General features: G+C 67.1%; 22 protein-coding genes and 2 pseudogenes. 6 read left to right on the top strand and 18 right to left on the bottom strand.

All coding sequences use genetic code 11. The annotated features are described in order from the left end of the window. Positions 1–35 precede the first annotated feature (35 nt). The 3 genes from OG225_RS08850 to OG225_RS08840 form a co-directional block, all read right to left on the bottom strand. Positions 36–1,970 (bottom strand): MFS transporter, encoded by a 1,935-nt coding sequence (locus OG225_RS08850; protein ID WP_405181227.1) that lies wholly within the window; start codon positions 1,968–1,970, stop codon positions 36–38. 184 nt (positions 1,971–2,154) lie between these two features. Then, positions 2,155–3,564, bottom strand: coding sequence for an amidase (locus OG225_RS08845; protein ID WP_405181226.1), 1,410 nt, complete (start codon positions 3,562–3,564; stop codon positions 2,155–2,157). Between the two features lie 134 nt (positions 3,565–3,698). Beyond that, entirely contained in the window at positions 3,699–4,712 is a 1,014-nt protein-coding gene (locus tag OG225_RS08840) for a crotonase/enoyl-CoA hydratase family protein (RefSeq protein WP_405181225.1), read from the bottom strand. Between the two features lie 123 nt (positions 4,713–4,835). On the opposite strand from OG225_RS08840, the pseudogene OG225_RS08835 reads away from it, so the two are divergent. Further along, positions 4,836–5,009 (top strand): annotated as a pseudogene (locus tag OG225_RS08835) (helix-turn-helix domain-containing protein); the annotation flags it as partial. 444 nt (positions 5,010–5,453) lie between these two features. On the opposite strand, the gene OG225_RS08830 reads toward OG225_RS08835, so the two are convergent. Further along, positions 5,454–7,037 carry a putative glycoside hydrolase gene (locus tag OG225_RS08830; protein WP_405181224.1) on the bottom strand — a complete coding sequence of 528 codons (1,584 nt, stop codon included), beginning with the start codon at positions 7,035–7,037 and terminating at the stop codon, positions 5,454–5,456. Positions 7,038–7,152: 115 nt separating this feature from the next. Here OG225_RS08830 and OG225_RS08825 point away from each other — a divergent pair, with 115 nt between their 5' ends. Continuing rightward, positions 7,153–8,175 carry a polysaccharide deacetylase family protein gene (locus tag OG225_RS08825; RefSeq protein ID WP_405181223.1) on the top strand — a complete coding sequence of 341 codons (1,023 nt, stop codon included), beginning with the start codon at positions 7,153–7,155 and terminating at the stop codon, positions 8,173–8,175. Positions 8,176–8,190: 15 nt separating this feature from the next. Here the strand turns inward: OG225_RS08825 and OG225_RS08820 are convergent, their stop codons facing one another. Then, positions 8,191–9,810, bottom strand: a complete 1,620-nt coding sequence (locus tag OG225_RS08820) for an amidohydrolase (protein ID WP_405181222.1) — start codon at positions 9,808–9,810, stop codon at positions 8,191–8,193. 410 nt (positions 9,811–10,220) lie between these two features. Here OG225_RS08820 and OG225_RS08815 point away from each other — a divergent pair, with 410 nt between their 5' ends. After that, positions 10,221–10,397 carry a hypothetical protein gene (locus OG225_RS08815; protein WP_216906296.1) on the top strand — a complete coding sequence of 59 codons (177 nt, stop codon included), beginning with the start codon at positions 10,221–10,223 and terminating at the stop codon, positions 10,395–10,397. A gap of 99 nt (positions 10,398–10,496) precedes the next feature. Next, positions 10,497–10,997: a hypothetical protein gene (locus tag OG225_RS08810; protein WP_405181221.1), complete on the top strand. Its 501-nt coding sequence runs from the start codon at positions 10,497–10,499 to the stop codon at positions 10,995–10,997. A gap of 55 nt (positions 10,998–11,052) precedes the next feature. On the opposite strand, the gene OG225_RS08805 is transcribed toward OG225_RS08810, so the two are convergent. The 7 genes and pseudogenes from OG225_RS08805 to OG225_RS08775 form a co-directional block, all read right to left on the bottom strand. Next, a complete protein-coding gene (locus tag OG225_RS08805; protein WP_405181220.1) occupies positions 11,053–12,654 on the bottom strand; it encodes a regulator in 1,602 nt (533 codons plus the stop codon). A gap of 26 nt (positions 12,655–12,680) precedes the next feature. After that, positions 12,681–13,379 (bottom strand): cysteine hydrolase family protein, encoded by a 699-nt coding sequence (locus OG225_RS08800; protein WP_405181219.1) that lies wholly within the window; start codon positions 13,377–13,379, stop codon positions 12,681–12,683. Further along, positions 13,376–14,764, bottom strand: coding sequence for an allophanate hydrolase (locus OG225_RS08795; protein ID WP_405181218.1), 1,389 nt, complete (start codon positions 14,762–14,764; stop codon positions 13,376–13,378). Before OG225_RS08795 ends, OG225_RS08800 begins: the two co-directional genes overlap by 4 nt. A 215-nt stretch (positions 14,765–14,979) precedes the next feature. Further along, positions 14,980–15,282 carry a hypothetical protein gene (locus OG225_RS08790; RefSeq protein ID WP_216906308.1) on the bottom strand — a complete coding sequence of 101 codons (303 nt, stop codon included), beginning with the start codon at positions 15,280–15,282 and terminating at the stop codon, positions 14,980–14,982. 69 nt (positions 15,283–15,351) lie between these two features. Then, complete coding sequence (locus OG225_RS08785; RefSeq protein ID WP_405181217.1) at positions 15,352–15,822, bottom strand: NUDIX domain-containing protein; 471 nt, start codon at positions 15,820–15,822, stop codon at positions 15,352–15,354. Positions 15,823–15,882: 60 nt separating this feature from the next. Further along, entirely contained in the window at positions 15,883–16,551 is a 669-nt protein-coding gene (locus tag OG225_RS08780; protein WP_405181216.1) for a GntR family transcriptional regulator, read from the bottom strand. A gap of 46 nt (positions 16,552–16,597) precedes the next feature. Beyond that, positions 16,598–16,861, bottom strand: a pseudogene (locus OG225_RS08775) (steroid C27-monooxygenase); the annotation flags it as partial. Between the two features lie 464 nt (positions 16,862–17,325). Here OG225_RS08775 and OG225_RS08770 point away from each other — a divergent pair. Further along, positions 17,326–17,490 (top strand): hypothetical protein, encoded by a 165-nt coding sequence (locus OG225_RS08770; protein ID WP_405181215.1) that lies wholly within the window; start codon positions 17,326–17,328, stop codon positions 17,488–17,490. A 202-nt stretch (positions 17,491–17,692) separates the two neighbouring features. After that, complete coding sequence (locus OG225_RS08765; RefSeq protein WP_405181214.1) at positions 17,693–18,961, top strand: PucR family transcriptional regulator; 1,269 nt, start codon at positions 17,693–17,695, stop codon at positions 18,959–18,961. 192 nt (positions 18,962–19,153) lie between these two features. On the opposite strand, the gene OG225_RS08760 is transcribed toward OG225_RS08765, so the two are convergent. The 6 genes from OG225_RS08760 to OG225_RS08735 are packed head-to-tail and all read right to left on the bottom strand — an operon-like array spanning position 19,154 to position 26,267. Beyond that, positions 19,154–20,659 (bottom strand): MCE family protein, encoded by a 1,506-nt coding sequence (locus OG225_RS08760; protein WP_405181213.1) that lies wholly within the window; start codon positions 20,657–20,659, stop codon positions 19,154–19,156. Next, the gene (locus tag OG225_RS08755) at positions 20,659–21,816 is read right to left on the bottom strand and encodes an MCE family protein (protein WP_405181212.1); all 1,158 of its coding nucleotides are present in this window, start codon (positions 21,814–21,816) and stop codon (positions 20,659–20,661) included. Before OG225_RS08755 ends, OG225_RS08760 begins: the two co-directional genes overlap by 1 nt. 5 nt (positions 21,817–21,821) lie before the next feature. Then, complete coding sequence (locus OG225_RS08750) at positions 21,822–23,057, bottom strand: MCE family protein (RefSeq protein WP_405181211.1); 1,236 nt, start codon at positions 23,055–23,057, stop codon at positions 21,822–21,824. Further along, positions 23,054–24,088: an MCE family protein gene (locus OG225_RS08745; protein ID WP_405181210.1), complete on the bottom strand. Its 1,035-nt coding sequence runs from the start codon at positions 24,086–24,088 to the stop codon at positions 23,054–23,056. Before OG225_RS08745 ends, OG225_RS08750 begins: the two co-directional genes overlap by 4 nt. Before the next feature lie 2 nt (positions 24,089–24,090). Then, a complete protein-coding gene (locus OG225_RS08740; protein WP_405181209.1) occupies positions 24,091–25,116 on the bottom strand; it encodes an MCE family protein in 1,026 nt (341 codons plus the stop codon). Continuing rightward, entirely contained in the window at positions 25,113–26,267 is a 1,155-nt protein-coding gene (locus tag OG225_RS08735) for an MCE family protein (protein WP_405181208.1), read from the bottom strand. Before OG225_RS08735 ends, OG225_RS08740 begins: the two co-directional genes overlap by 4 nt. Between the last annotated feature and the right edge of the window lie 2 nt (positions 26,268–26,269).

Here is a 26,269-nt window from a genome sequence, read left to right as displayed (position 1 = left end):
AGAACCAGTACCGCGACGAAGCAATCGCGATTCTCCTAGGGGGTGAGTGCCGCCAATTCGCTCTGGACCAGTTCGTCGTGTTCCTTCGCCGCGGCGGCCGCCTTCCTCGGGCTCCAGTGTCCCGCCATGACGAAGACGAACGGCAGGAAGGCCACCTGCGCCAGCAGGCAGATCCACCACCAGAGTTCCCACTGCGCGGGCGAATCCTCCTTGGCCTGAGCGACTTCCGGACCGTACTCGGCCAGGTAGGCGGCGTCGTCGGGTGCGATGCCGCCGACGGCGGCCAACTGCGACGCCGCCGTCGCCACCTTCGGGCCGACCGTCGCGGCGACCGTCAGCTGATCCCTCGGAATTTGCTGGGTCGCGGTCAGTCGCGCGATCGCCTGATCCACCGGGATGCCGAACTTCTGCGAGACCTGACCGACGGCCGCGAGCCCGGCGGTGGCGTCGGTGGGATTCTCGGCCAGCTTCGCCTGGGTCTCGGGCTGGATCGCCTGGAGGGTCTGCAATTCCTGCGGGTATTTCGCGTTCAGCGCCAGCGTGGTCTGCACCTGCTCCGGTGTGGCGCCGCTCAACGCCGACAGCGCCCGCACCTGCGCGGCCTGATCGCCCGGATTCTTCTGCAACGCGGCGAGGGTTTCGGTGCCGACGATCTGGATGGTGGCCAGCTCCGAGCCGTACTTCTCCTGGATCTCGCCCAGGCGCGGACCGTGGTTCACCAACGGACCCGCCGCGTTCACCACGATCAGCAGCCCGAACAGCACCAGGGTCACCACACCGCGCAGGATGCCGCCCCACACCGCGAGTCCGGCCACCGTGGCGGCCGGATTGCGCGCTTCGACGGTTTCGGTGAAACTCGCCATCCAGGTCGAATAGGCGATACCGGTGCCGATCGCGATGACGACGAAAACCCCGGCGAAGGTGTAATACCCCGTATCGGGCTCGTCGGTGAATCCGATGAAGACGAACAGGCCGACGATGCTGATGAGCGCGCCCACGATCATGAACGGCTTGCGCACCTTCAGATAGTCCGACGCGATTCCCGCCAGCACGAGCGCGATGGCGTTCGGACCCCAGTACCAGTTGCCGAGCGCGTTGGCCTGGGATGGACTGAATCCGAAATTGGTCGCCATGTACACCGGCAGGAACGACACGATCGTGTAGAAGTACGCCAGGAACAGGCTGATGCCCAGCGCCGAGCCGACGATGTTCACGCGCATCATCTGTTTCCACTGGTCACGTTCCAGCGCGTTCACGTCCAGGCCACGGGCGCGCGCCTCGATCAGCGCCTTGTCGCGCAGCGACACCATGATCTGATCGCGCAGCGGCGGACTCAGCTCCCGCAGACCGATCACCGCGACGACCGCGATCACCATGCTGATCACACCGCAGACCCGGTAGTGGAATTGCCAGTCCGGATGAGCGTCCAGGGTGCGGGTGGAGATCGCCGTGGTGACCAGCGCGCCGATCACCGGTCCGAGCGTCCAGAACCCCATCGCCGAGGCCCGGCCCAGCTGCGGGGAGAAATCGCGGATCAACGCGGGCGTCGCCACCAGCACCGCGCCCTCGACGATGCTCACCAGGATGTAGACGGCCAGGTAGGCCTCCTTGGTGGTCACCGCGGGCACCGCGAACAGCGTCAGCAGCGAGCAGATCACCACGCCGTAGGCGACGATATTGGCTCGCCCCCATCGGTCGAGCAGCCCGGCGAGCACCGAAGCGACCGCGCCGAACGCGGCGCCGATGATGAATATCCAGACGAAATAGGCGAACGACAGATCGAAGTAGTCGATCAGCTCGTTGCCGACAGCCCCGGTGACGAACAGCTGGTAGTACAGCGCGATCGAGGCGATCACCACGACGGCCAGATACCAGGAACGGGCGGGGGTGTCCGGATAGTGCGGGAGTTTTCGCTGCCAGAGCCCGGTCAGCAGGGTCGGCGAGGTGGTTGGTATCGACGAGGAGCTCATGGTCGAGGCGCCTTTCTAGCCGCGGCACCTCGCACGAGCTGGACCACCGCGGTTCAGGAACGAGCAGCCGGGTGGGATCAGGCTACCGAGACGACGTGACGCACATCACTGTTTGCGCAGGGTTGTCCGGTTCGGCGGCATCCGCCCGCGCACGAGGCCCCCACCAGGGCATTCGTCCCCGAATTCAGCCGGGAATCCGGTACGACGCACGCGCCTGCGGACGTTCCCGTTCCAACTGCGCCGCCGCCGAGAGGATCGTGGTCTCACCGTTGGCCGGTCCGATCAGCTGAACCGACAGCGGCAGCCCGTCGGCGGCGACCCCGGTAGGCACCGAGGCGGCGGGATTGCCGGTGACGTTCCACAAACCGGTGTAGGCGACCATCGGAATCGCGGCGAGCTGGGCGCGGACGCTGCCGAGACCGTCGAGCACACCGACCGCGGGCGGGCGGATCGCGAGCGTGGGGGTCAGCAGCAGATCGCATTCGTCGAAGAGTCGATCGACCTTGCGGGTGAGCGCCTCGCCCTTGCGGATCGCCCGTTCCACCACCCCGCGCCGCGCCCAGGCCCCGAGTCGCAGGGTCTCTCTGGTACGTCGTTCGAGCAGTTCCGGGTACTCGACCGACTCGGCCTCGGCGCGCACACCGCCGAAGAACTGCGGGAAGAACGCGGGCGTCGGATCGGGATAGTCGGGGTCGACCTCGAAGACGGTATGGCCGAGACCGGCGAGCAGCGCGGCCGTCTGCTCCACCGCCCTCCGGTGCTCCGGATCGAGTTTCACCATCGGCACCGGCGAGCGCGTGCTGTATCCGATGCGCAGCACCCGATCGGTTCGGCGCGCGGCCTCCTCGAACGACATGATCGGATCGGGGGCGCTGAACCGGTCGGCGGGGGCGCCGCCGCGGATGACGTCGTAGACGATCGCGGAATCGAGCACACTCCTCGTCAACGGTCCCGCCACGCCGAGCGCCCACCACAGGTGCTCGTGCGGGGCGACCGACACCCGGCCGCGCTGCGGTTTCAGCCCGAACAGGCCGCAGCAGGCGGCCGGAATCCGGATCGAACCACCGCCGTCGCCGCCGAGGGCGACCGGGACCAGCCCTGCGGCTACCGCGGCCGCCGACCCACCGCTCGAACCGCCCGTCGAGCGGGTCGGATCCCACGGATTGCGAGTGATCCCGTAGGTGCTGGACTCGGTGAAGGGCCACTGGCCGAATTCCGGCATCGCGGTCTTGCCGATGATGACGGCCCCCGCCGCGCGCAGTCGCCGCACCACCTCGGCATCGGCCGCGGCCGGTGTGCGATTGGCACGGGTACCGAATGTCGTGACCACCCCGGCCACATCGATCTCGTCCTTCACGGCAACCGGAATACCGTGCAGCGGACCGAGTTCCGCACCGTCGACGCGCTGCCGGTCGCGGGCCGCCGCCTCGGCCCGCGCCTGTTCGCGCAGTACCCGGATGAAGGCGCCGAGTTCGCTCGCCCTGTCGATCCGCTCGAGTGTCGCCTCGACGAGTTCGGTCACCGAGACGGCGCCGCTGTCCAGCAATTCGCGCTGCTCGCCGATGCCCGAACCCGCAACTTCGTGAATATCCATCCGTCCTGCTTCTCACATTCGTGTGATCGATCCGATTCGACCGGGGACGCGCGTCGCCTCACGTCGGCGACCGGTCAGGCGAGCCTACCGACGTATATCGCGATATCGAGGAGATATGTGAACGCCGACCACGCTCACGACCGGGAACGTTTCTGATCTCCGAACGGTTCGTCGCGTTCGCGCACGGCCTCGCGGAAACCGACGGTGGCCGCCCGCGTCTGAAAGGCGTAGCCCTCCGAGGTGTGGCGGGAGATACCGTCGAAGACGGTCGAGATCATGCCGGAATTGAGCACGCCCTGGGAGTAGAGGGCCGAGTTGAGCGCGAGTTTCGCCATCATGAGCTGGTTGACCGGCATTCGCGCGATGCGAGCGACCAGCGCTTCGGCGCGCTCGTCGAGTTCGTCGGCGGGCCAGGACTCGACGGCGAGACCCCATTCCACGGCCTGCTTGCCGGTGAGGCAGTCACCGGTGAACAGCAGCCGCTTGGCACGCTGATCACCGAGGCGATGCGCCCACATCCCGGCCGCCGGGATACCCCATACGCGGGTCGGCGGGTAACCGATCTTCGTATCGTCGGCGCAGATGATCTGGTCGGCGAACAGGGCGATATCGCTGCCGCCCGCGACGGCGAAACCGTGCAGTTTCGCCACGGTCGGTTTGTCGGCGCGCAGCAGACTGGCGAAACCGCGGTTGAACCGGCTCATCATGGCGTAGTCGACCATCGGATCCCAGGTCGCGGCGGGATCGTGATTGCGGCCCTGCACGACGGGATCGACCACGGTTCCGGTGACATCGTCGGCGGGATCGGCAATCCGGAAGGAGTCCTCCGCGAACATGCTCAGGTCGTACCCGCCGCAGAAACCCTTGCCGCGCCCCGACAGCAGGATGACATGTACGCGCGGATCCAGATCGGCCCGTTCCACCGCGTGCGCCAGGTCGCGTGGTGTGTCCGGGGTGATCGCGTTGCCCTGCTCGGGCCGGTCGAAGGTGATACGCGCGATCCTGCCGTCGACCTCGTAGGTGAGAGTCGGGTAGGTGCATTCCGATTCCGCCCGCGCGCGGTCGTGCCAGCGCGAATCCGGTGTCTCGGTCCAGTTCTCGTACCACGCCGCGGGGCGGGAGCCCGCCTGGAATCGGTTGTCTGTCACTGGTTTTCCTCTCGTGCCCGGACTCGGCGGGGGGAATATTCGACGGGTCGAAGTCTTGTCCACGATCATTTGACAGTCAATATTGACTGTGAAATTCTCGGGGCGCGACGACCGAGGGAACCGATGACGGGTAAGCGGGACGAACAGAAACGAGCGACGCGGGCGCGCATCCTCGACGCCGCGACGACGCTGCTGATCGAGCGCGGATACGCGGCGCTGTCCACCCTCGCGGTCCAGCGGACGGCCGGGGTCACCCGTGGCGCATTGCTGCACCACTTCCCCACCCTGGACCAATTGCTCCGTGCCCTCGTCGCACACCTGGTGGAACGCAACGAAGCGGTCGTGCGCGCGGTAGCACTACGCGGGGACCACCCCGGCGACCCGATCGCGCGAACCCTGACCGCGCTGTACGAGGCGATGACCGGCCCCGCCGCCACGGCCGAATTCGAGCTGTGGGCGGCGGCGCGCGGTGATTCCGCGCTCGCCGCGCTGCTCCGCGCTGCCGAACGCCGGGCCGGGCGCGACCTGTACCGCGTCATCGACGACCTCTTCGGCCCCGACATCGTCACCCATCCCCGTTACCCCCAGGTGCGCGACCTGACCGTGGCGGTGCTGCGCGGAACGGCGGCGGCGCGTCCGCTGCGCGACTCCGCGCGAGCGGAGGTGACGACACTGCGCTACTGGGCGGACGCGATCGCGACGCTTCTCGTTCCCCCGGTGGAGAATTCGCGCCGCGAGTCGCTAGAGGTGATAGCGGACGTTCGGGCTCCACAGGAAGTAGCTGTCGATACCCGCGGCGGCGCAGGCGTCGATCTGAGCGCGGACCTCGGCGGGTCCGTAGTTCACCCCGAGACTGAAATCCTGGAGCCACGGAACAACTTTCGCGCCGGTTCCCTCGGTCTGCCTGCGGAAGTCGTCGAGTGATCGGACGATGATGTCGTAAGGCTGCCCGTTCGGGTCCGCGACGCCGTACTCCCCGGCGTTCCAATGCGACGGGTACAGCATGGGCGCGACGTAATCCACGTGCCGCGCCATCATGGGGATGTCCTGGGCGATCTGCTGCGGCCGGGTCGAGGCGATGCCGAAGACCGCCGCGCTCTGGAAGGCGCCCGCGTCGTGCACCGGGCCGCGGCTCTCCCCCAGGAAATCCGCGACGGAGACGGCGACGTCGACAGTGGCGCCGGGGAATACCATCGACGATTCGGGGCCGTCGGGTCGCCGGATGTAGTCGTACATGATCTCGTCGAAGCCGAGCCGCGCCGCTTCGACCGCGAGAGCGATGTTGTAGCGGCGGATCTCGGGATGCACGAAATTGGTGAAGGCGATCGGGCCGTACTTGCTCGAGTACGGCTGACCGCCCGGATTCTGGATCACCCAGTCCGGGCGGCCCGCGTGCCACGCCCATTCGGCGACGGCCGGATCCCGGAACGCGACGATCCGGCCCACCACGCGCAGGCCCATGTCGTGCAGCACGCGCAGGGCCGACGGCGCGTCGTAGATCGCCTCGACGGCACCGGATTCCCGTGCCAGCGGCACCTGGGAGTCGTAGCCGACCACGCCGTCCTCGTCCTTGATGTCGAGTTGGACGGTGTCGATGCGCCCGGACCGCGCCAGTTCGAGGACATCCTCGCGCAGCCCTTCGTGTGACCAGGCGTGCGCCGTGACGTGCACGGCCCTGATCCGGGGAACCGCGGCCGCGGCGGCGAGGGGAACGGTGGTCGAATTACCCGCCGCGTCCAGCGCGACCAGTTCCGCGCGCACCGGCGCGCGCGACAGGGTGATGTCGAATGTGCCGTCGGGGGCGAGCGGTACCGGCTCGGACCCGATCGAGGCACGCTGCGCGCCGATGATCCTGCCGCGCACCGAAACCGGCTCCCGATAGGAACGCACGGGCGCGGTCGGGGCCAGTTCCACCTGGGGAGCGGCGGTGTCGACGGTGAAGGTCTCGTCGAAACCGGGGCCCGCGCGCAACCACCCGGACGGTCCGCCGCGCGGGATCTCCACGCTGAGCCGGTGTTCCCCGTCGGCGAGCGGGCCGGGACGGAAGACGACGGCCTCGCCGTCGACCGTGCCCGTGACCGGGGCACCGTCGAGTTCCAGACGCAATTCCTTCGCGTCGTGTCCTCGCGTGTCCACCCGGAATTCCAGGGTGCTCAGCTGCGCGGCCCCGACGATTCCTTCCGGCAGACCGGTCACCGTGAGCCCGTCGGGTTCGGTTCTCATTCCGACTATCACCGAGGCGACCACCACCGAGGACACGACCGCCACCGCCACCGCCACCGCCACCAACCGCCGACGGCCCGGCTGCCGGACACTTTCCAACAACGCCCACACCAACTTTCGTACCGAGTGTTCCCACTATCCCCGGCATATTCGGTCGCGTCGTGGTTTTCGCGTATATCCCGCGAACGAAATTCATCCGGCGGGTACCGTCACCCCGATGGCGGTGCGCACGGTCCCCGGAATACGACCCATCCTGATGTCGGTGCTGGTCGCGGCGGTCGCCGGATGCGCGACCGCGCCCGCTCCCGAAGCCGCTCCCGAAGCCGCTCCCGAACAACAGGTCTCGACGACGGTCGCCGAACCCACTCCGACGTTCGTCGACCCGGCCCGGGTCGCCGCGAACGAGTTGGGCGCGGTGCCGATCCTCATGTACCACCAGGTGAGCGCGAATCCGGCGGGCGAATACGATCAGACCCCCGAGGAATTCCGCGCCGAACTCGACCAGCTGTACCGAGAAGGCTATCGCCCGGTGACCGCCGCCGATTACATTTCCGGTCGCATCGATATTCCTGCGGGCACCCACCCGGTTGTTCTCACCTTCGATGATTCCACCGTCAGCCAATTCGCCTTCACACCGGACGGGCGGCCGACGCCGGAATGCGCGATCGGCATTCTCGAGGAATTCGGCGCGAGCCGTCCCGATTTCGGCCCGACCGCGACCCTCTACGTCAACGACGACCCGTTCACCCTCGGCGCTCCCGCGTTGACCTGGCTCGCGGCGCACGGCTACGAGATCGGCGCGCACACCGCCGGTCACGCCGCGCTGGCCCGTCTGGATGGTGACGGCGTGCAGCGTGAACTGGCCGAGAACGTCCGTGCCATCGAGGTTTCCGGTGTCCGGGTGCGCACCATGGCGCTGCCGTTCGGTCTCGCTCCCGCCGATCGGTCCCTGGCCAGGCAGGGCAGCTGGGCGGGGACCTCGTACTCCTTCGAGGCCGTGATGCTGGTCGGGGCCGGGCCCGCGCCGTCCCCGTTCGGACCGGTGGACCCGATCGCGGTGCCTCGGATCAGATCCGGTCGGGGCGAGGTCGATTTCGATTCCGCGTACTGGCTGGATCGACTCGCCGAGACCCCGGAGCGGCGCTACACCTCCGACGGCGATCCGGCCAGGATCTCCTTCCCCGCCGCCCGGGCCGGGGAACTGGCCGCGCAGTGGGCGAGCCGGGCGACACCGTACTGAGTCCCGACGGCGGATTCAGCCCGAGAAGGTCCGCACACCGTTCAGATAGGTGCCGAGCACCGCGACATCGGCCAGGTCCTCGGCCGGTACCACACGCGGATCATGTTCGAGGACAACGAGATCGGCATACTTCCCGGGCGTGAGAGAACCGGTGATGTCGTCGGCGAAGAGCTGGTAGGCGGCGTCGATGGTCTGGGCGCGCAGCGCCTGGTCGATGGAGATGCGCTCCTCGGGGGCGAGAACGCGCCCGGATCGCGACGTTCTGGTGACGGCCGCGGCGATATTGCGCATCGGCTCCTCCTCGGTCACCGGACTGTCGTTGTGGAACGAGATCCGCATCCCCGCGTCCAGCGCCGATCTGGCGCGCACCCAGTGCGCGCCGTGCTCGGGGCCGAACAGATCATCGACCAGGACGTCGCCCCAGTAGTAGAGATGGTCTACGAAGAGGCTGCACGTGATCCCGAGCCGTGCCGCGCGTTCGAACTGCGCGCTCGTCATCGCGCCGCAGTGTTCCAAGCGCAAGCGGTGATCGAACCTCGGATACTGCCCGAGTACCTCGTCGTAGACATCGAGGATCATGTCGACGCCGTTGTCGCCGTGGACATGACACGCCATCTGCCAGCCGAGCGGATAGTAGGCGCGCACGATCGAGAACAGTTGTTCCTCGGTGTAATTGGAATGTCCGCGATGATCGTGCCCGAGTCCGAGCGCGGCGGTCGCCGGGGTGTTCAGGTACGGGAAGGAGATATCGATATTGCCGATCCACGGCGACCCGTCCACCCACAGTTTGATGCCGACCTGACGGAACATATCGTCGCCGTTGCTCAACGGACAGTAGGTCACGCCGTCGACGCTCGACATCTCGTACACGCGCATGCGCACCTTCGCCAGGCCCCGCCGGTACAGCTCCGCGGTGAGCGGGCGCATCTGGTCGGAGAACGCCATATCACTGCACAGGGTGACCCCGCGCGCCGCCAGATCGGCGTGCTGGCGGGCGAGCAGTTGCGGGCCCGTCAGTTCCCCGGCCAGGATCGGGGCGACCACGGCGAGAACGGCGGGCGCCTCGTAGACCTTGCCGGTCGGTCTGCCGTGCGGGTCGCGTTCGAACGATCCGCCCACCGGATCGGGGGTGTCGGCGTCGAGGCCGGCCAGGGTGAGCGCCGCCGAATTGGCCCAGGCGAGGTGACCGGAGTTCTGCCACACGATGATCGGCCGATCGGGTCCGAGTTCGTCCAGCCATTCCCGTGTCGGTTCCGGAAACCCGGTCTGCAACAGGACATCCACGCCGTAGAAGATCAGCGGACGACCGGCGGGCGCGTTCGCCACCGTGCGCGTGATCGTGGCGTGCGCCTCGTCGGCGGTCGGGCAGGTGGTGACCGGTCGGATGTCGATCACGGTGTCGGAGTACAGCATCTGGTCCTGCGTCGGGTGGGTGTGCGCTTCGACGAACCCCGGCATGAGGCAGTGCCCACGCAGGTCGACGACCTCGGTACCCGAACCGCGTGTCGCCAGCACCTCCTCGCCGCCGACCGCGGTGATGCGATCGCCGGTCACCGCGACGGCGCTCGCCACGGGACGGTCGGGATCGACGGTGATGACGGGACCACCGGTGAAGATCAGATCTGGCGTGCTCATCGAACCTCCGCGGGACAACGGGGGCGAAATCGGGCGCGTTCCGATCGAGCGTCGTATGCCCAGAGGTAGCTGTCATCCGACAAGCGACGACGATAACAGCAGCGTAGCTGCCATCGGCGCTACCTGCGTGCCGCGCGTGCCGTCACGAACCGACCGGTCGGCGCCCTACGAGGTCTGTCGCGGACAGATTACGAGATCGTGTACTTCGCCCGAACCGGCCCGCGAGAGCAAGTTCGTGGCATACGGTGGGTCCACCTCGGTAACCCCGGGGTTGCAGGACGGGTAGCGAAGCCCCCAACGCACCCGTCATCGCTGAGTAGGTCAGGTGGGGTTCACGGGTTCAGGCTTCACCCGACCCCACCTGACCAGCACAAGACCGTTGCGGCGTAGATTCTGATCGAAGGACCACCATGAGCGGTATCGAGGAATGCACCCCGGCCGAGCAATTGCTGGCGAGTATCGCCCGCGCCGGATACGCATCGATTGACGAATTCATCGCCCGGCTACGCGCCGACCCCTTCGCCGACACCATGGAATTGCCTGCTGTCACGGAGTTCTGGGCCGTTCCCGCGCGACAGGCCAGCTGATATATGCGAGGCGACGGCAGTGGCGACGCGGCGAACCGCGCACGGCTCCCCGGCGAGTCATCGACCCCGGCGCGCGAATCGGACCCCTACAGTGCCGACATGACCAGTGACGTTGCGCGGCAACCGACGGCCGAGGATCTGGCGTGTGCGGCGGCGACCAAGGAAGCGATGGGCTATTTCACCGACCAGGGCTGGTCGTATCCGCCCACCCGGGTCGCGCGGGCCATCGAACTCATGGGCACCGTCGGGCGCTATCTCACCGACGCGGTGGAACATTCGGGCCAGCTGGACTCGGCCGATCTGGACAGGCGCTACGAATTCGTCTGCGCCCTCACCGAAATGGCCTACGAACAGCGGCGACTGTACTGGCTGCTCGACCGGTGGGCACAGGAATGCGCCACCGAGGGCACACTCAACGGCATCGACGCGGTGTGGACCGCGCACCGGTTCCGCGACGCGCAGAAACACGCGACCGCCCTCGGTGACGCGCTCAGCGACGCGCACGCCCGCATCGGCCGCGATATCGACCGCTCGTGCGGCGAACACGCGCACGCCGCCGACCGGGCCGACGACGACGGAGACGATCAGCGCACCTGGTGACCGCACATGAGCGCCGCCGCACCCGATTCGGGTGCGGCGGCGCTCATGTCGTTCACTAGGCCGTCGCGACCTCCGGTTCGGCCTTCTCCTCCGGTTCCGCCGGTGGCGCCTTCTTCGCGCTCGGCAGGAACGAGTAGGCCAGACACACCAGGCCGAAGAACAGGTAGCCCAAAGCGACCTGCGGCGCTGCCGCCCAATCGACTTCGTGCGCGTGGATGAGTCCGATCCAGCTGAGCCCAGCGCCGACGGCCGAGCCGATCGCCGCCGCGACGAACCGTTTGTCCAGGACGAAGGTGACGATCGCGCCGAGCACCAGGCCCGCGAGGACCGCGCCCGAACCCAGTGTCTTGAGACCGTCGTAGACGACACCGGCCTGACCGAGCGCGTCCGAGCCGATCTTGTCGGCCGAGGTTCCCGCCGCGCTCAATGCGTTGTCGATCTGTCCGACCGCCCATTCCGCGAGGTTGGGCAGCAGGGCCGCGACCACCGCGACCGCGTGCAGCCGTGGCACCGCTTGGAAGGCTTGGGCGCCGATCAGCAGACCGATGTACAGCAGGATCGGCACGATGGCCGGAATCGGCAGGATGGTGGACAGGACACCGAAAAGGCCGAGCAGACACATCAATCCGATGGCGGCGCCGCTGGCGAGGGAGTATCCGGTGCGCCCGCCCGCGTCCTTCCAGCCGGGGTGCCCGATGTACACGGCGGGCGGGAAGGGCGAGCCGAATCCGGAGCCGATGATGGCGCCGAGGCCGTCGGCGAGCAGGACGCTGCGCAGGTTGTAGTTGTCCCCGGCCGCGGCCGCGCTCTCCACATTGCTCATGGCTTCGGTGAAGTTGTAGACGCCAAGCGGAATCGCCGTGGCCAGCAGCGGCGCGAGATTGCTCAAACCGTCGAACAGTAGGTCGAAACGCAGATCCGGCAGGCCGAGCGCGATATCACGCGCGGCTTCGGACACATCGGGAGCCGACATGTAGCCGCCGATCCAGCCGATGGCCGTGCCGACGAGCAGTGCGACGAGTCCGACCGGGATATTGCCCGGCAGCTTGGCGTCGGTGAAGAAGCCGATCAGGATGATCGCCAGCACCGGGAGCCCGATCCAGGCCGCCTCCCACATCTGGGCGGCGGGCCGCATCGCGATGAAGGTGATGGAAATACCGGCCAGGGTGCCGAGCATCGCGGCGCGCGGGGTGATCTTGCGGATGAACGGGCCGACGAACGCGCCGATCATCACGATCACGCCGATCATGAACGCCCACGCCAAACCGGCGGACCAGGCCTGGAACGCGTCGTTGGTCTTCAGGTAGATCGGCAGCATCACCACGAAGACGACGATGAACATGTGCGGGACGCTGGGCCCGTACGGCAGTGCCGTGACGGTATCGCGGTTCTCACGCCTCGCCAGCCTGCGCGCCAGCAGCATGTAGTACAGGTTGCCCAGGACCAGGGCGACGCCGAGCGCGGGCAGTACCGTGCCGAGCACGTCACCGCTGGGGATCTTCACCACTGCGATGGACAACGTGGTGAGGGTCAGGACATTGACGAGGATATTGAACGAGAGCCCGAAGAAGGCGTTCGTATCCCCTCGGGTCCACCACGGCAGCGACAGTTTGGCGACGGGACTGGATTCGTCGGGGAGTTTCGTATCGACGGACATCGGCTTTCCTTATGCTGTCGTTTTCGCTACGCGGAGGTATGCGCTGGGGTCGATGAGGCGAGTGCGTCGATGACGGTCGCCGAATCGGCGACCCATCCGAAGATGCCGCCCTGGGCGGCGATCATGTCCAGTCCGACGCGCTGGAATTCCGGGAAATACGAACCGACGCAATCGGAGACGACCAGGCATTCGTAGCCGCGATCGTTGGCCTCGCGCACGGTCGTGTGCACGCACACCTCGGTGGTGACACCGGTGACCAGCAGCGATTCGATGGAGTTCCGCGCCAGTACCGCGCCGAGGTCGGTGGCGTAGAACGCGCCCTTGCCGGGTTTGTCGATGACGACCTCGTCGGGCAGCGGGGCCAGTTCGTCGACGATGTCGTGTCCGTACTCGCCGCGCACCAGGATGCGCCCGAACTGTCCCGGATCACCGATGCGCTGGGAGGGGTTGCCGCGACGCAGTTTCGCGGGCGGGCAGTCGGACAGGTCGGGCAGATGACCTTCGCGGGTATGGATCACCGGGATGTTCGCCGACCGCGCCGCCGTCATCAGCCGGGCCAGCGGGTCGATCACACTGCGCAGCAGTTCCACATCGTTGCCGAGACTTTCGCCGAATCCGCCGGGTAGCAGGAAGTCGCGTTGCATATCGATCACGAGTAGGGCGGTGGTGCTCGGATCGAAGGAGAAGGGGGTCGGTGTCGCCGGAATGTGCTGGGGTGCGGTCATCTTCGTTCTTTCTGTGCGAGCCGGACATCCATGTGCGCCTCGACCGGGCGCGGCTCGTCGAGCATCCGGGCGGCCGCGGCGAGCACGGTGTCGTCGGACTGCGCCGGGCCGAAGACCATCGCCGAGACCGGGCGGCCGTCGGCGGCCGTTCCCATCGGCACCGCGACGGCGGTGAGGTCGAGCAGATTGCCGAAGTGGGTGTAGTGGCCGAGCATCGTATTGGTGCGGATGGGATCGGCCTCGACCTGATCGACGGTGAAGGTGGTGCCGAGGGTGGGCACCACGACGACGTCGATCTCGGCCCACATCCGTCCGACCACCGCGCGCAACTCCTGGAGTCGCTGTTGGGCGCGGAAGACATCGACGGCGTTGAATTGATAACCGCTGGTGAAGATCTCGCGGATCACCGGAAGGATCGACTCCGGCTTCTCGGCGAGGAAGTCGCCGAATTCCACCAGCCGTTCGGCGACCCACGGTCCCTGGTACAGCAGTTCGCCCGCGTCCAGGAACGGTCGCAGTGTCGTGGTCGTGGTGTCGAATCCGCGTCTGCCGAGGCGTTCGCGGATACCGAGGTGCGCGACCCGGAAGGCGTCGTCGCCGAAGAATTCCAGTTCCGATTCCGGCGGCAACCCCATTCGGATGCGCTCGCCGCGGTAGCGGGGGCCGCGCACGCGGCTCCACGGGTCGTCCGGATCGGGCGCGGCGATGACCTCGAACACCCGATCCAGATCCTCGATCCGCGAGGCCATCAGCGTCAGGCAGTCCAGTGACTTGCAGGCGGGGACGAGCCCGACCGTGCTGATCAGCCCCCGTGAGGGTTTCCAGCCGACGATGCCGTTGAGCGCGGCGGGAACCCGGCCCGACCCGGCGGTGTCGGTGGCGACGCAGAACGGCACCTGCCCGAGCGCGACGGCCAGCGCGGAGCCCGAACTCGAGCCGCCGGAGATCAGATCGCCGCCGAAGACGCTGCGCGGAACGGGATACGGCGTCCGCGTGCCGTTCAATCCGGTCGCGAACTGGTCCAGATTCGTCTTGCCGACGAACAGCGCGCCCGCGTCGAGCAGGCGCTGCACCGCGGGGGCGGTCTCGGTGGCGATGTAGGAGAAATCGGGACACGCGAGCGTCGTCGGCCAGCCGGCGACGTCGATACTGTCCTTCACTCCGAACGGAACTCCGTACAGCGGCAGGGTGCGCGCGCCCGGCCTGCATTCGATCGCGGCGGCCGCCGCCACCAACTGTTCGCGCGGCACCGGGGTGATCCAGGTGCCGTCGTCACCGCGCGCCGCGATCGCATCCGCGACACGCGCCGCGGTGCTGGTCGGTGCGCCACTGCCACTTTCGTGCGACGCGAGGATCTCCGCCACCGTAGGCCCGGGATTCAGCATCTGTCGATTGTCGACAGAATGTGTGAAGCCGATGGTCTCCGAATGTATCCGCTGTGTTAGCAGATATCGATGGGCGTACCACCGCGCGTAAGCGCCGCGGCCATGCCGGATTCGATCAGCGGGCCGACCGCGAAGGGTCGACGACGAAAGGGAGGGGCGTTCTCTCCGGCACACCGGGCCGAGTCACCAACGCCGACCGCCGGCTCGCGGACTCCTCAGCGAGGTCGGCCGCCTTCCGCGACCCGGTCGAATCGCGCGCCGAGAGCCGTGAACGATTCCAGCCATCCGCTGCTCGCGGCGATCTCGCACAGGGGGCCGGTGGCGAGGAACAGAGTTCTCAGGTAGCGCAGGCGAATCCGATCGCCCCGGCGGATCCGCTGGCACTGTTCGGTGAGATCGGCGACGAGTTCGGCCTCGTCCTCGTAGCGCGACTGCCAGACCAGATCCTGGGGACCGGACCGAACGTGGGCCAGTACCTGTTCGAGGATGTCGAGGAGTTCCGCCGCGTCCGAGTCCACATCACAAGAATCGCATGACGACGGCGACGATTCTCGTGCGGCGACCCGCCCCTTGATGGACCGGCGAGGTCACCGGATCGCGGTTTCCCATCCGGGCACACCGAAATTCTCACCGCGCCGGTACAGGTCGATGCCCGCGGCGGTATAGGGAACGGTCTCGGCGGGCAGTCTGTCGAGGGGGAACCATCGCAGGTCCGAGCATTTGTGCGGTTCACGATTCTCGGGCTCACCGTCCCAGCGGTCCGCGGTGAAGAAGAACCCGACCCGGCCGCCGCCCTCCGGTGTCCGCCAGTGCACCGTCGAGACCACGCGGAGATCCTCGCGTTCGAGCCGGAGCCCTATCTCCTCGTCGGACTCGCGGATCATGGCCGCGACGACGTCTTCGCCGTCCTCGAGTTTGCCGCTCGGTAGGTTCCACATTCCGTCCGAATACCCGGTGTTCTGCCGACGGGCGAGCAGCACCTCCCCGCCGCGCGCGAGCAGAAGCAGGACATCGACGGGAGCGGTATACGGCACGAGCAGCAGGCTACCGGTGCCCACCGACACGGTCCGCGAGCCGCAGGACAACGGGCGCGGTGGCACGCGGGATCTATCCGCCCTTCAGCAGATGTCCAGGTTCAGATACGTCAGTTCGCCGTGGCGCTGGAGGGCGGCGCAGGCGATGTCGGGATCGTTGGATTCCAGCGATTCGAGCAGTTCGGCGTGCCGTCGGATGCCGTTGCGGCGGGAGGCGACGCGGGCTTCCTCGCGCAGGTTGCGTGCCATCGGCAGTTGCAATTTCAGCAGGACCGGCGCGTAGGCCAGATTCAGCTGATGATTTCCCGCCAGGGCGACGACCTCGAGGTGGAAGCGGCGGTGCGCGTTGTCGCGTTCGAGGGTGTCGTCCGAGACATCGGCGGTACGCATCTCGTCGAGTGCTGTGCGCACCGCGCCGAAGGGGTCACCGTGCGCGGGCAGCGGCAGCGCGCTCTCGATGGCGTGACGTTCCAGGACTCTGCGCAGTTCGAACAGTTGCAGGATGTCGGTGGCCGACCACACGAGCACCCGGAAACCACGGCGCGGCAGATGTTCGACGAGACCTTCCTGCGCGAGCAGTCGCAGCGCTTCGCGCACCGGAGCCCGGCTGATCCCGAGCCGGGCGCACAGCGTCTCCTCGATGATCCGCTCCCCCGGCTCGAGAGCTCCGCTCAGCACGGCGGACCGCACGTGCCTGGTGGCCATCTCGACCAGGCTCGGCGGCAGGACGGTCACGTGCGTCCGCAGGGTCATGAGTTCGAGTGTACGAATTTCGCGGAGTAGTGCTCCGGCGAGCGGTTCAGTCGAACCGGACCTGCCAGTGTTCGATGCCGTTGATCCAGCCCGAACGGAGGTGTTCGGGCTCGGCGGCCTGGGTGATGCGGGGCATGGCGTCGGCGATCGCGTCGAACATCAGGTCTATCTCGAGGCGGGCCAGATTCGCGCCGAGACAGTAGTGCGTGCCCGCGCCGCCGAAACCGACGTGCGGGTTGGGGTTTCGCAGGATGTCGAAGGTGAAAGGGTCCGCGAAGGCGTCCTCGTCGAAATTGGCCGAGCTGTAGAACAGGAGTTGACCGCGGAGGAGAACACCTCGGGTCGCCGGGAGATCTCCTTGATATCGGCGAGTTTGGTGACTACCCGGTAACCTCCGTCGTCGAAACCGCTCACGCCGTCGGGCTGGGCGTTCCACCGGATCGGCGCGGTGCGCCGCAATTCGGCGAATTCCGCCTCGGGCCTGCGTTTCGCCCACAGATCGGGGTCGGTGAAATCGAAACCCGGAGGGATCGAGGGTGCGGCCATTCGCGACCTCCCGTTGGAACCTGTTCTATTGAGTGTAAACACGCGGGCGCGGTGCGCCGGGCCGGAACGCCCGGATCGGTGACGGCGCGACGGCGAACGCAATAGGGAGGATTCACAATCCTGGGCGACCGTGATTCGTTCTCTCAATGAAACGCGGCGGCGGGGTCGAACGCCATGGCGGCGGCACGTACCGTCGATACTCGGAGAAACGTCACGACGAGGAGTGGCATGCGCATGGGCCCGCAGGAGGAATGCGGAAGCGGGGTGGACGTTCCCGACGCCACCGAGCGCTGCCCGATGCCGGGGCGTGACGCCGATTCGATCCTCAAGGCCGGAATCGAACTCGCGCTCGTTCTCGTCGACGCCGCCGCGGCCGCCGAGATCGCCCCGTAGAACAACTCCGCTCGGAACTCGGACGTTTGTCCAGCTCATCGTGGCGGATTCACGAATACACCATCGACGCTGTGAACGATCACAGGTGAGCTCGGTCACGCTTCGACAGATCTCAGAAACCGTTTCGCGCCCACGCGATCGGCGCCGCGAGCGCGCTACCGTGATGTGCTTCGCCGGGTGCGGGGACGAAAGGGAGTTCACGATGACCATCGCCAGTACAGCCCAGCCGGACTTGACTGTTTCGGGCCAGCCGGTCACTTCGTCACTGAAGGATGTCCGCGCTCTTTCCCGAAAGATGGTGGGCCACTTCATCGAGAACGTCGCCCCGTGCCGGACATTGCCGGGCGAGGCGATCAACGGTGATATCACGACCATCACCCGCACCTGCCTCGAACTCGCGGTCAGCATGCTCGACGGCAGCGATATCCCGGAGAAGACCCAGCAGCTGCGAATCGGCGCGGAAGGCTGGGCGCGCGAGGGTATTCCGATCGACACCATCCATCACGCGGTGCACGAGGGATTCAAACTGGGTTTCGATCTGATCCTCGCCGATGCCACCGCGGCCGATTTCGACAGCCTCAAATCCGTCGGACGGCGACTGCTGGAAATTCTCGACATCATCACCTCCACCGTCTCGCACGCCTATGTCCGCGAGCTACGCGCGGTGGTCGGCGAGCACCACACCGCCGCGCACACCCTCGCCTCGGCACTGCTCGGCGGACACGCCACCTCGACGATGGCCAGGGAATGCGGCATCGAGATCGCGGCCTCGTATTCGGTGCTGGCCGTGTCGATTCCCCCGCATCCGGAGGAGGCAGACGCCCGACTCGACGGCAAGGTCGTCGCCCGCCGCAAATTGCGTCGAGTGCAGGCCGAACTCGCCAAACGCTGCGGCGACAGCGCACTGTCGCTGCTCAGCATCGACGGGGGCACCATCCTGCTGCCGACCGGCCTGGTCAGCGGGGAAGCCCTCGACCACCTGATCGAACAACTCTCGCGCAGCGCCCAGGTGCCGATCGCGGCGACGCTGGTCGACGCGGTCACCGCACGCGTTCCGGCGGCCACCGACCAGGCGCACGAACTGCTGGACATGGTGCAGCGGTTGCGGTGTGTGCGCGGGCTGTACCGCTTCGACGATCTGGCCCTGGAATACCAGCTCACCCGCCCCGGCCCCGGCCTGGAACGCCTGCGCACCATCCTCTCCCCGCTCGACGAGCATCCGGATCTGTTCGAGACCCTGCAACGTCACATCAGCAACAATCTCAATCGTCAGCGCACCGCCCGCGCTCTGCACGTGCACACCAATACCGTGGACTACCGGCTCAAACGCATCGGGCAACTGACCGGGTTCGATCCCTCGGAGGCGGCGGGCCTGTGGTATCTGCGCGCCGCGCTCATCGCCCGCAGCTACCAGCAGCCGGGTGATCCCGGCGCGGCGCGGCGCACCGTGACCGCGTCGCGGCCGAGTTGACAGTCGACCCTCCCGCCTCGACACGCCCGTAGCCGCCGGGTGAGTCGGCCGCGCGTCGTCGGTGGACGTTTCGGGCGCTACCGCCCGCGCGGCCGAACTCACCACAGCCAGGCTCGTGTTCGCCCAACAGCGTCATGGCGGTGGCGAATTCGGTGAGCGGCAGGCGGCGGGTGATGCGTGGCACCGAATCCGTCAGTGCGGCAGCATATCCGTCCACGCCCGGGTCGGGCACGAGACGAGGTCGGTCTGCTGGTGCATCGAACCGTCCGGCGAGAGGTAGTTGCCGGTGCGCGGATCGTACTGCGCGACACCGATCGTCGGCTCCCGCGTCGCCGGGCGGCCGGTGTCCGCACTCGGAATGGTCAGGCCCGGAATCGACAGCCCCGGGAGCGCGGGAGCGGCGGGCGGCGCGGGCTGGTTCTCGGCGGGCACGCGGCGGGAATCGGTTGGGACACCCTGGGATTCGAGATTCGGGTCGGTCGGATACGGGCCGAGCAGCGGTTGATCGGTCGCCAGCGGCACGAATTGCTCGTCGCTGTTGCACATGGCGGCCGTCGCGGCGCGTTTGCCGGGGACCGCCGCACAGGGGATATTGCGCGCGCCGCGCACCGCGATCTGGGAATCCTGCGGCAATTTGCAGTACAGGTCCTCCGGGGTGTCGATGGTGTCGACCTCGGCGGGTGAGCGCCACGAGGACGGCGGGAGGAAGCCGACCGTGCACGCGGGTGGATCGGACAGCCCGCCGAGACGGAAGGTTCCGAGTCCGAGACCCGACGCGTTGTTGGACGGCTGCACCGCCTGGATCATCGAGATCGACGGCGGCAGCAGAACGAGCAATTGCTCGAGTCCCGCATGATAGGTGACCGCGAGCGAACCGACACTGGTCAGGTTGGCGAGCAGGATCGGCAACGTCAGTTTCACCGAATCGAGTAGGTCCGTCGCCTCCCTGGCGAATCCGGGGCCGGTGTCGAGCAGGGTGCGGATCTGCGGATCGTTCGCGACGACCTGCCCGGTGACCCCGGCCAGACTCCTCGTCCAGATCCGGATGGCGTCGGCGGTGCGCGCCTGGCTGTCGAGCAGCGGGGCGGCATCCTCGAGGAAGGTCCGTGCCTTGTCACCGACCCCGTTGAGATCCGAGGACAGCACCTGCGCCGAGGTGAGCAGTGAATTCAGGTCGTAGCCCGCGCCGTTGACGCCCTTGAACAATTCGTCCAGCAGCGCGTGCAGCTGTTCGCGCGGAATGGTGGCGACCAAGGCGCTGAGACTGTCCAGCATCGGACCCACCGGTTGCGGCACGGCGGTGTCGGCGGAGTCGATGACCGAACCGTCGTGCAGATATGGCGGGGAGTCGGTCCGCGGGCGCAGGTCGACGTACTGTTCACCAACCGCGGACACACTGCGCACCTCGGCCTCCAGATCGGCCGGAATCCGTTGTCCCCCATCGATGGCCAGGCGCGCGCGGACCCCGTCCGGGGTCAGTTCGACCGAGGTCACCTTGCCGACCTGCACACCGCGATAGGTCACATTGCCGAACCGGTACAGCCCGCCGGTATCGGTGAGATTCACCGTGACGTCGATGGTGCCGACCCCGAACAGTGTGGGCAGGCGCATGTACACCGTGGCCATGACGACGAGTCCGATGACCGACAGGATCGAGAAGAGCACCAATTGGGTTCGGACGAAACGTGAGAGCAGCATCAGCGGCCTCCGCCGGTCGGCGGCTCGGGGTCGGGGGTGATGCCGACGCCGAGCGGGTTCGTGGTCTGGCGGGCGTAGCCGGGATCGCCGACGGCGGCCTGGATGACCGCCGTCGGATCACCCCACGGGGTGCCCATCAGCAGCTCGCGCCGCAACCGGGGGATCGTGAGGTCGACGGTCGCGTGCAGGTTGAGGTAATCGCCGCGCGCCGCCCGGTCGATGGTCTTCTGCCCGTAGGGGTAGACCGTCGCGTAGGCCAGCGCGGCATCGAGTTTCGGGCCGACATCGGCGATCGAACGCAGCGTCGGTTCGAGATTGCGCAGATTCGTCACCAGATCGGACTGCACCTCGGTGATCACGGAACCGGCCGTATTGCTCAGCGTCCGCAATTTGTCCAGGGCCAGTGTGATGTTCGGCTGCTGTTCGAGCAGGACGTCCAGCGCGGCGGGCAGGGTGCGCAGGGTTTCGGTGAGCACATCGCGTTGCGTGGCGAAGGTGCCCGCCAGGCGGTTGAGCGCGTGGATGGAGGCGACGATCTCCCCGCGTTGGGCGTCGAGCGCGCCCACGAAGGTGTCGAGCCGGGTGAGCAGTGCGCCGATCTGTTCCTGGCGTCCGGCGAACGCGTCGTTGAGATCGTCGATGATGTCGCCGATCTGGCCGAGCCCGCCGCCGTTCACCACGACCGATACCGACGCGAGGGTCTGTTCGGTCGACGGGTAGGTGGAGGTCCTGTTCAGTGGGACCGTCGCGCCGGAGGCCAGACGTCCGCTCGGCGCGGCCCCCGGCGGGGTGTTCAGCGCCAGATGGCTCGAACCGAGCAGGCTGGTCTGTCCGATGGAGGCGACCACATTGGAGGGGACGACGGTATCGGAATCCACCGAGACCTCCACGACGGCGTGCCAGCCGCGCAGAGCGATGGTGCTGACGCTGCCGACCACGACGTCATCGATAAGGACCGGCGAATTCGCGACGAGGGTACCGATATTCGCCATCTCGACCTCGATGACGGTCGCGTCGGCATCGCGGCCGGGCGCACCGGGCAACGGCAGCGAATTCACTCCCTGCCAGCCGCATCCGGTGGCCGCCAGCACCACGCACACACCGAGCGCGACCGTCCGCGCGCCACCTCGTATATCCCGAATTCTGCTGCGTGACACGATGTTCACCTTCCGCTCGGGAACAGGATGTCCGCCAGGCTCGGCAGCGGAGCGGGCGGCGGGCCCGTGGTGTCCACTACCGCGGGCACCAGGTCGGGTTCGGTGTAGATCAGATTCTCCGGGCGCGCGGAAGGACCGTGCAGCGGATTCAGCGGGAACGGCAGGTAGTTGAAGTTGAGCAGGTTCAGCACCGGGCCGAGATAGTCACGACATCTACGGGCCGATTCCTCCGTGGTCGCCGTTTCGATGCTGGCGATGGAAGCGCACACGAACTGGATCGGATTGGAGAAGTTGTTCAATACGAAAACCCCTGCCTCGGTGGCGGTTTCCGGATTGTAGATATTGTAGAAATTCGCCATGCTGGTCGGGAAGATATGCAGCAGTTGCTCGAGGTCGTCCCGGTTGTCGACGAGATTCTGGGTGACGTCCACCAGCCCCCGCACCTGCTCGCTCGCCCGGTCCCGGTTGTCGGCGACGAATCGGCGCACCTCGCCGACGGCCACCGACAGTTCGGTCAGTGCCGCGTCCAGATCGGACCTGCTGTCGTCCAGCACGCTGGACAGTGTGGCCAGCCGGTCCTGGAACTGCACGATCTGCTCGGTGCTGCCGCGCAGGATCGACACGAACTGCTGGAGATTGCCGATGATGTCGACGATATCGCCGCTGCCGTCGGCGAGTATTCGCCCGACACCGGATAATTGGGTCAGTGTCTCGCGCAGTTTGTCGCCGTTGCCCGCCATCGCGTTCGCCGCGCTGTCGATGAATCGACCGGTCGAACTGCCCGCGATATCGGCGCCGGGGCCGAGGTCGGTGGCCAGGCGCGTCAGCTGGGTCTTGATCTCGTCCCATTCGACCGGCACCGCGGTCCGCTCGACCGGGATGACCGCGCCGTCGGCCATGGTCGGCCCTTCCGAGCGGTAGGCCGGAGTCAACTGGACATAGCGTGAATCGACCAGGCTCTGGGCGACGATCACGGCTTTCGCGTCCACCGGTATCGAGAGGCCGCGGTCGACCTCCAGGACGAGTTCGGCGGTGGTCCCGTGCGGTTCGATGGCCGCGATCCGACCGACCTTCACCCCGGACACCCGGACGTCGTCGCCCTCGTAGATGGCGGTCGCGCTGGTGAAGATCGCGCTGATCTGCTTGGGTCCGAACACTATTCGATATCCGGTGATCGCGCAGGCGAGCAGCACCGCCGCGGCGACGAGCACCGCGCCGATGCGCAGGATTCGGTTCGTCATCGTGGCGGCTCCGGGTGCGGTAGCGGGATCTGGCTCTGCGGTTGCACACCGAAGGCCTGATCGATGAAGGGCTGGATCAACGACCCTGGGATCAGATTCGCCACGTAGGCGTTGTAGAACGGCCCGCCGGAGACCGCTTCACCCTGTGTCAGAGCCACTTTCGCGAGTCCTGGCAATGCTGCGGCGATATTGTCGCGGTTACGTTCGAGCATGGCGACGACCGAATTGAGCCGGTCGAGCGTCGGCGCGAGTTCGGCCTCGTTGTCGGCGACGAGTCCGGACAGTTGGCGCGATACCGCGGCGGTGTTGGCGAGCAGTTCGACGATCGCCTGCCTGCGCGCGGCCAGGACTTCGAGTAGCGAATTCGCGTTGAGCAACAGCGAATTCAACTGCTGACCACGCTGGGCGAGGATGCCGGTCACCTCGGAGGTCGCCGACAGCAGTTCGCGCACCGAGCCGTTGCGACTGTTGACCGATTTCGAGAGCGCGGTCAGGCCGTCGAACGCGGGACCGACCTGCGGGGCGATCCGGTCCAGCGTGGAGGACAGCATATCCAGCGACCGATTCAACGATTCGGTGTCCATCTCGGACACATTGGTCGTCAGATCGCCGACGGCGTCGGTCAGCGAATACGGCGAGGACGTGCGCGTGGCGGGTATGACCTGGAGCGGCCGCAGCGGGTTCTCGCCCTCGGAACGCAGTGTGAGGATCCGCTTTCCGAGCAGCGAGCCGGTTTTGATCTGGGCGGAGGTCCGGTCGCCCAGCCTGATGTCCTCGTCGACCGCGAAGATCACCCGCGCGTCCCCGTTGTCCAGGCTCACCTTCGTCACCCGGCCGACCTTGACCCCGGACACGATCACGTCGTCGCCGACGGCCAGTCCCCCTGCCTCGGTGAACACCGCCTCGTAGCGGACGGTGGTCGCCCAGGTGATGAACTGCTGGGACTGTAATCCCACCAGGATGACGCAGACCACGAGGACGACGCCGACGAGTCCGTGCCGGAACAGATGTTCACCGCGATACTGGAGCATGGCTACGGGCTGCACCTTCCTGTGGTCTGTTCGATCCACGGCAGCACGAGCACCTGACCGGATTCGTCGGTCACCCGGACCGTGACCGCGCAGATGTAGTACTGGATGAAATTCCCGTACGCGCCCGCCCTGACCAGCTTCCGGAAATTGACGGGCGCGCGCTGCAACGCGTCGTCGAGCCGGTCCTTGTCGTCGTCGATCAGCGGTGCGAGCCTGGCCAATTCGTCGATCGTGCCCGCCAACGGCGGTCGCGCGGTGGTGAGCAGATCGGCGATCGTGGCGGTGCCGTCGTCGAGCGCGTCGATGGCGGCCGCGATGGGATCGCGATCGCGGGCCAGCGCGCCGACGAGTCGCTCCAGCCGGTCGATGGTCTCGGTGAAACGACCGCCTTCGGCGGCCAGGGTGGTCATGACGGTGTTCAGGTGGTCGATCACCTGCTCGACCACGACGTTGTCGCGTCCGAGCGTCGAGGTGAACGACGCGGTTCTGGCCAGTAGCGAATCCAGCGATCCATCTCTGCCCTGGACGATTTCGAGCAGTGACCAGGTGAGCGAGTTGACGTCCTTCGCGTTCAATCCCTGGATGACCGGTTTGAGACCGCCGAGCAGCATGTCCAGATCCAGCGCGGGCGAGGTGCGGTCCAGCGGGATCTGCGCACCCTCGGAAAGGATTTCGGTGCTGCCCGGCCCCTCGGTGAGTTCGAGATAGCGATCGCCGACCAGATTCAGGTAGCGCACCGCGACGGTGGTGCCCGTGGTCAGCGCCAGCGACCGGTCGGCGTCGAATCGCACGCTCACCGTGTGGTCCTCGCGCAGGGCTACCTCGCGCACCGCGCCGACCTCGACACCCGCGACCCGGACGGTGTCACCCGAGCGCAAGCCGGAGGAATCCTCGAAGACCGCGCCGTACTCGAAGGTCGAGCCGGTCCGGTATTGCCCGAAGACCAGGATCAGGCATCCCGACAGCACCACCATGACCGCGGCGAAGACCCCGAATTTCAGCAGCGGCGTATTCCTGGCATCCCTCATCGCGGCGGCCCGAGCGGTCCGAACAGCGCCTGCGGGAGTGTGTCGACATTGAGCAGCACGCCCTGATTTCCCTTCTCGAACGGGTTGGCGCCGGTGTCGGCGACCACGTAGGGCGGTTTGCCCTCGTAGGGCACGGGCAGTACCGAACACTGCGGCCCGCCCGTGGCCGCGACCTTCGGCAGATGGTTCGGATACCGGTAGGGCTCGGTGCCCCAGAGGAAGTTCGCGGACAGCCCCAGCCCCGGCACATCGACCGGTCGCGAGAACGCCAGCTTCCCGAACCCGTCCAGCGAACAGGTCAGCGACTCGTTGTATTCGTTGGTCAGCGAGGTCGTCGGCACCAGCAGTCGCAGGGTCGTCGCGAGCGCGTCGCCATTGGCGCCGAGCACCGGTGTGCCCACATCGGCCAGACCGATCAACCCGACGAGCAGCGCGTCCAGATTCCGCTGCTGGTCGACCAGGGTGCGGCTGATATCCGTGGCGTTCGCCGCAGTGTCGACCAGCGATTGCGCGGAATCGGCGTAGGTGTTCAGCACGCCGGGCGCGAGCGCGAGATCGGTGCGCAGGGTGGGTAATCCGGGTTCCAGCTTGCCGAGGAAACTCTCCAGATCGCTGAGCATGAGCCCGACCTGGTCGCCGTGGCCGCCGGTCGCCGCGGCGATCGCGCCGAGGGTCTGGTTCAACTTCTCCGGTTCGATTCCGGCCAGCACCGTGGTGAGTTGCTGGAATACCGTGTTGATCTCGACCATGACGTGTTCGGCGTCGAGGACCTGGCCCGCGTACATGGTCCGGGTCGTGGCACGCGCGGGCGGAATGAACTGGACGAATTTCGCGCCGAACACCGTCGTGGAGGTGATCTCGACGGTGACGTCGGCCGGTATCAGCGCGAGTTGATCGGAACGGATGGCCAGGCGGATCTCGGCGAGTCCGTCGGCGCGCTCGTCGATCGCGTCGACCTTGCCGACGGTGACGCCGCGCATCTTCACATCGGCGTCGGGGTACATCACCAGGCCCGCGCGCGGTGACAGCACGGTGACGGCCACCGTATCGGTGAAACCGCCACCGAACATGATCACCGAGACGGCCACGATCACCACGCCGACCACGACCGTCAGCAGACCGACGAACGGACGTAGGAAGTTGTCGAACATTG

The organism is Nocardia sp. NBC_01377 (assembly GCF_045040005.1).
GTDB classification, from domain to species: Bacteria; Actinomycetota; Actinomycetes; order Mycobacteriales; family Mycobacteriaceae; genus Nocardia; species Nocardia noduli.
Note: the sequence above shows the minus strand (reverse complement) of the source record. Positions and strands in the feature narration are given on the sequence as shown.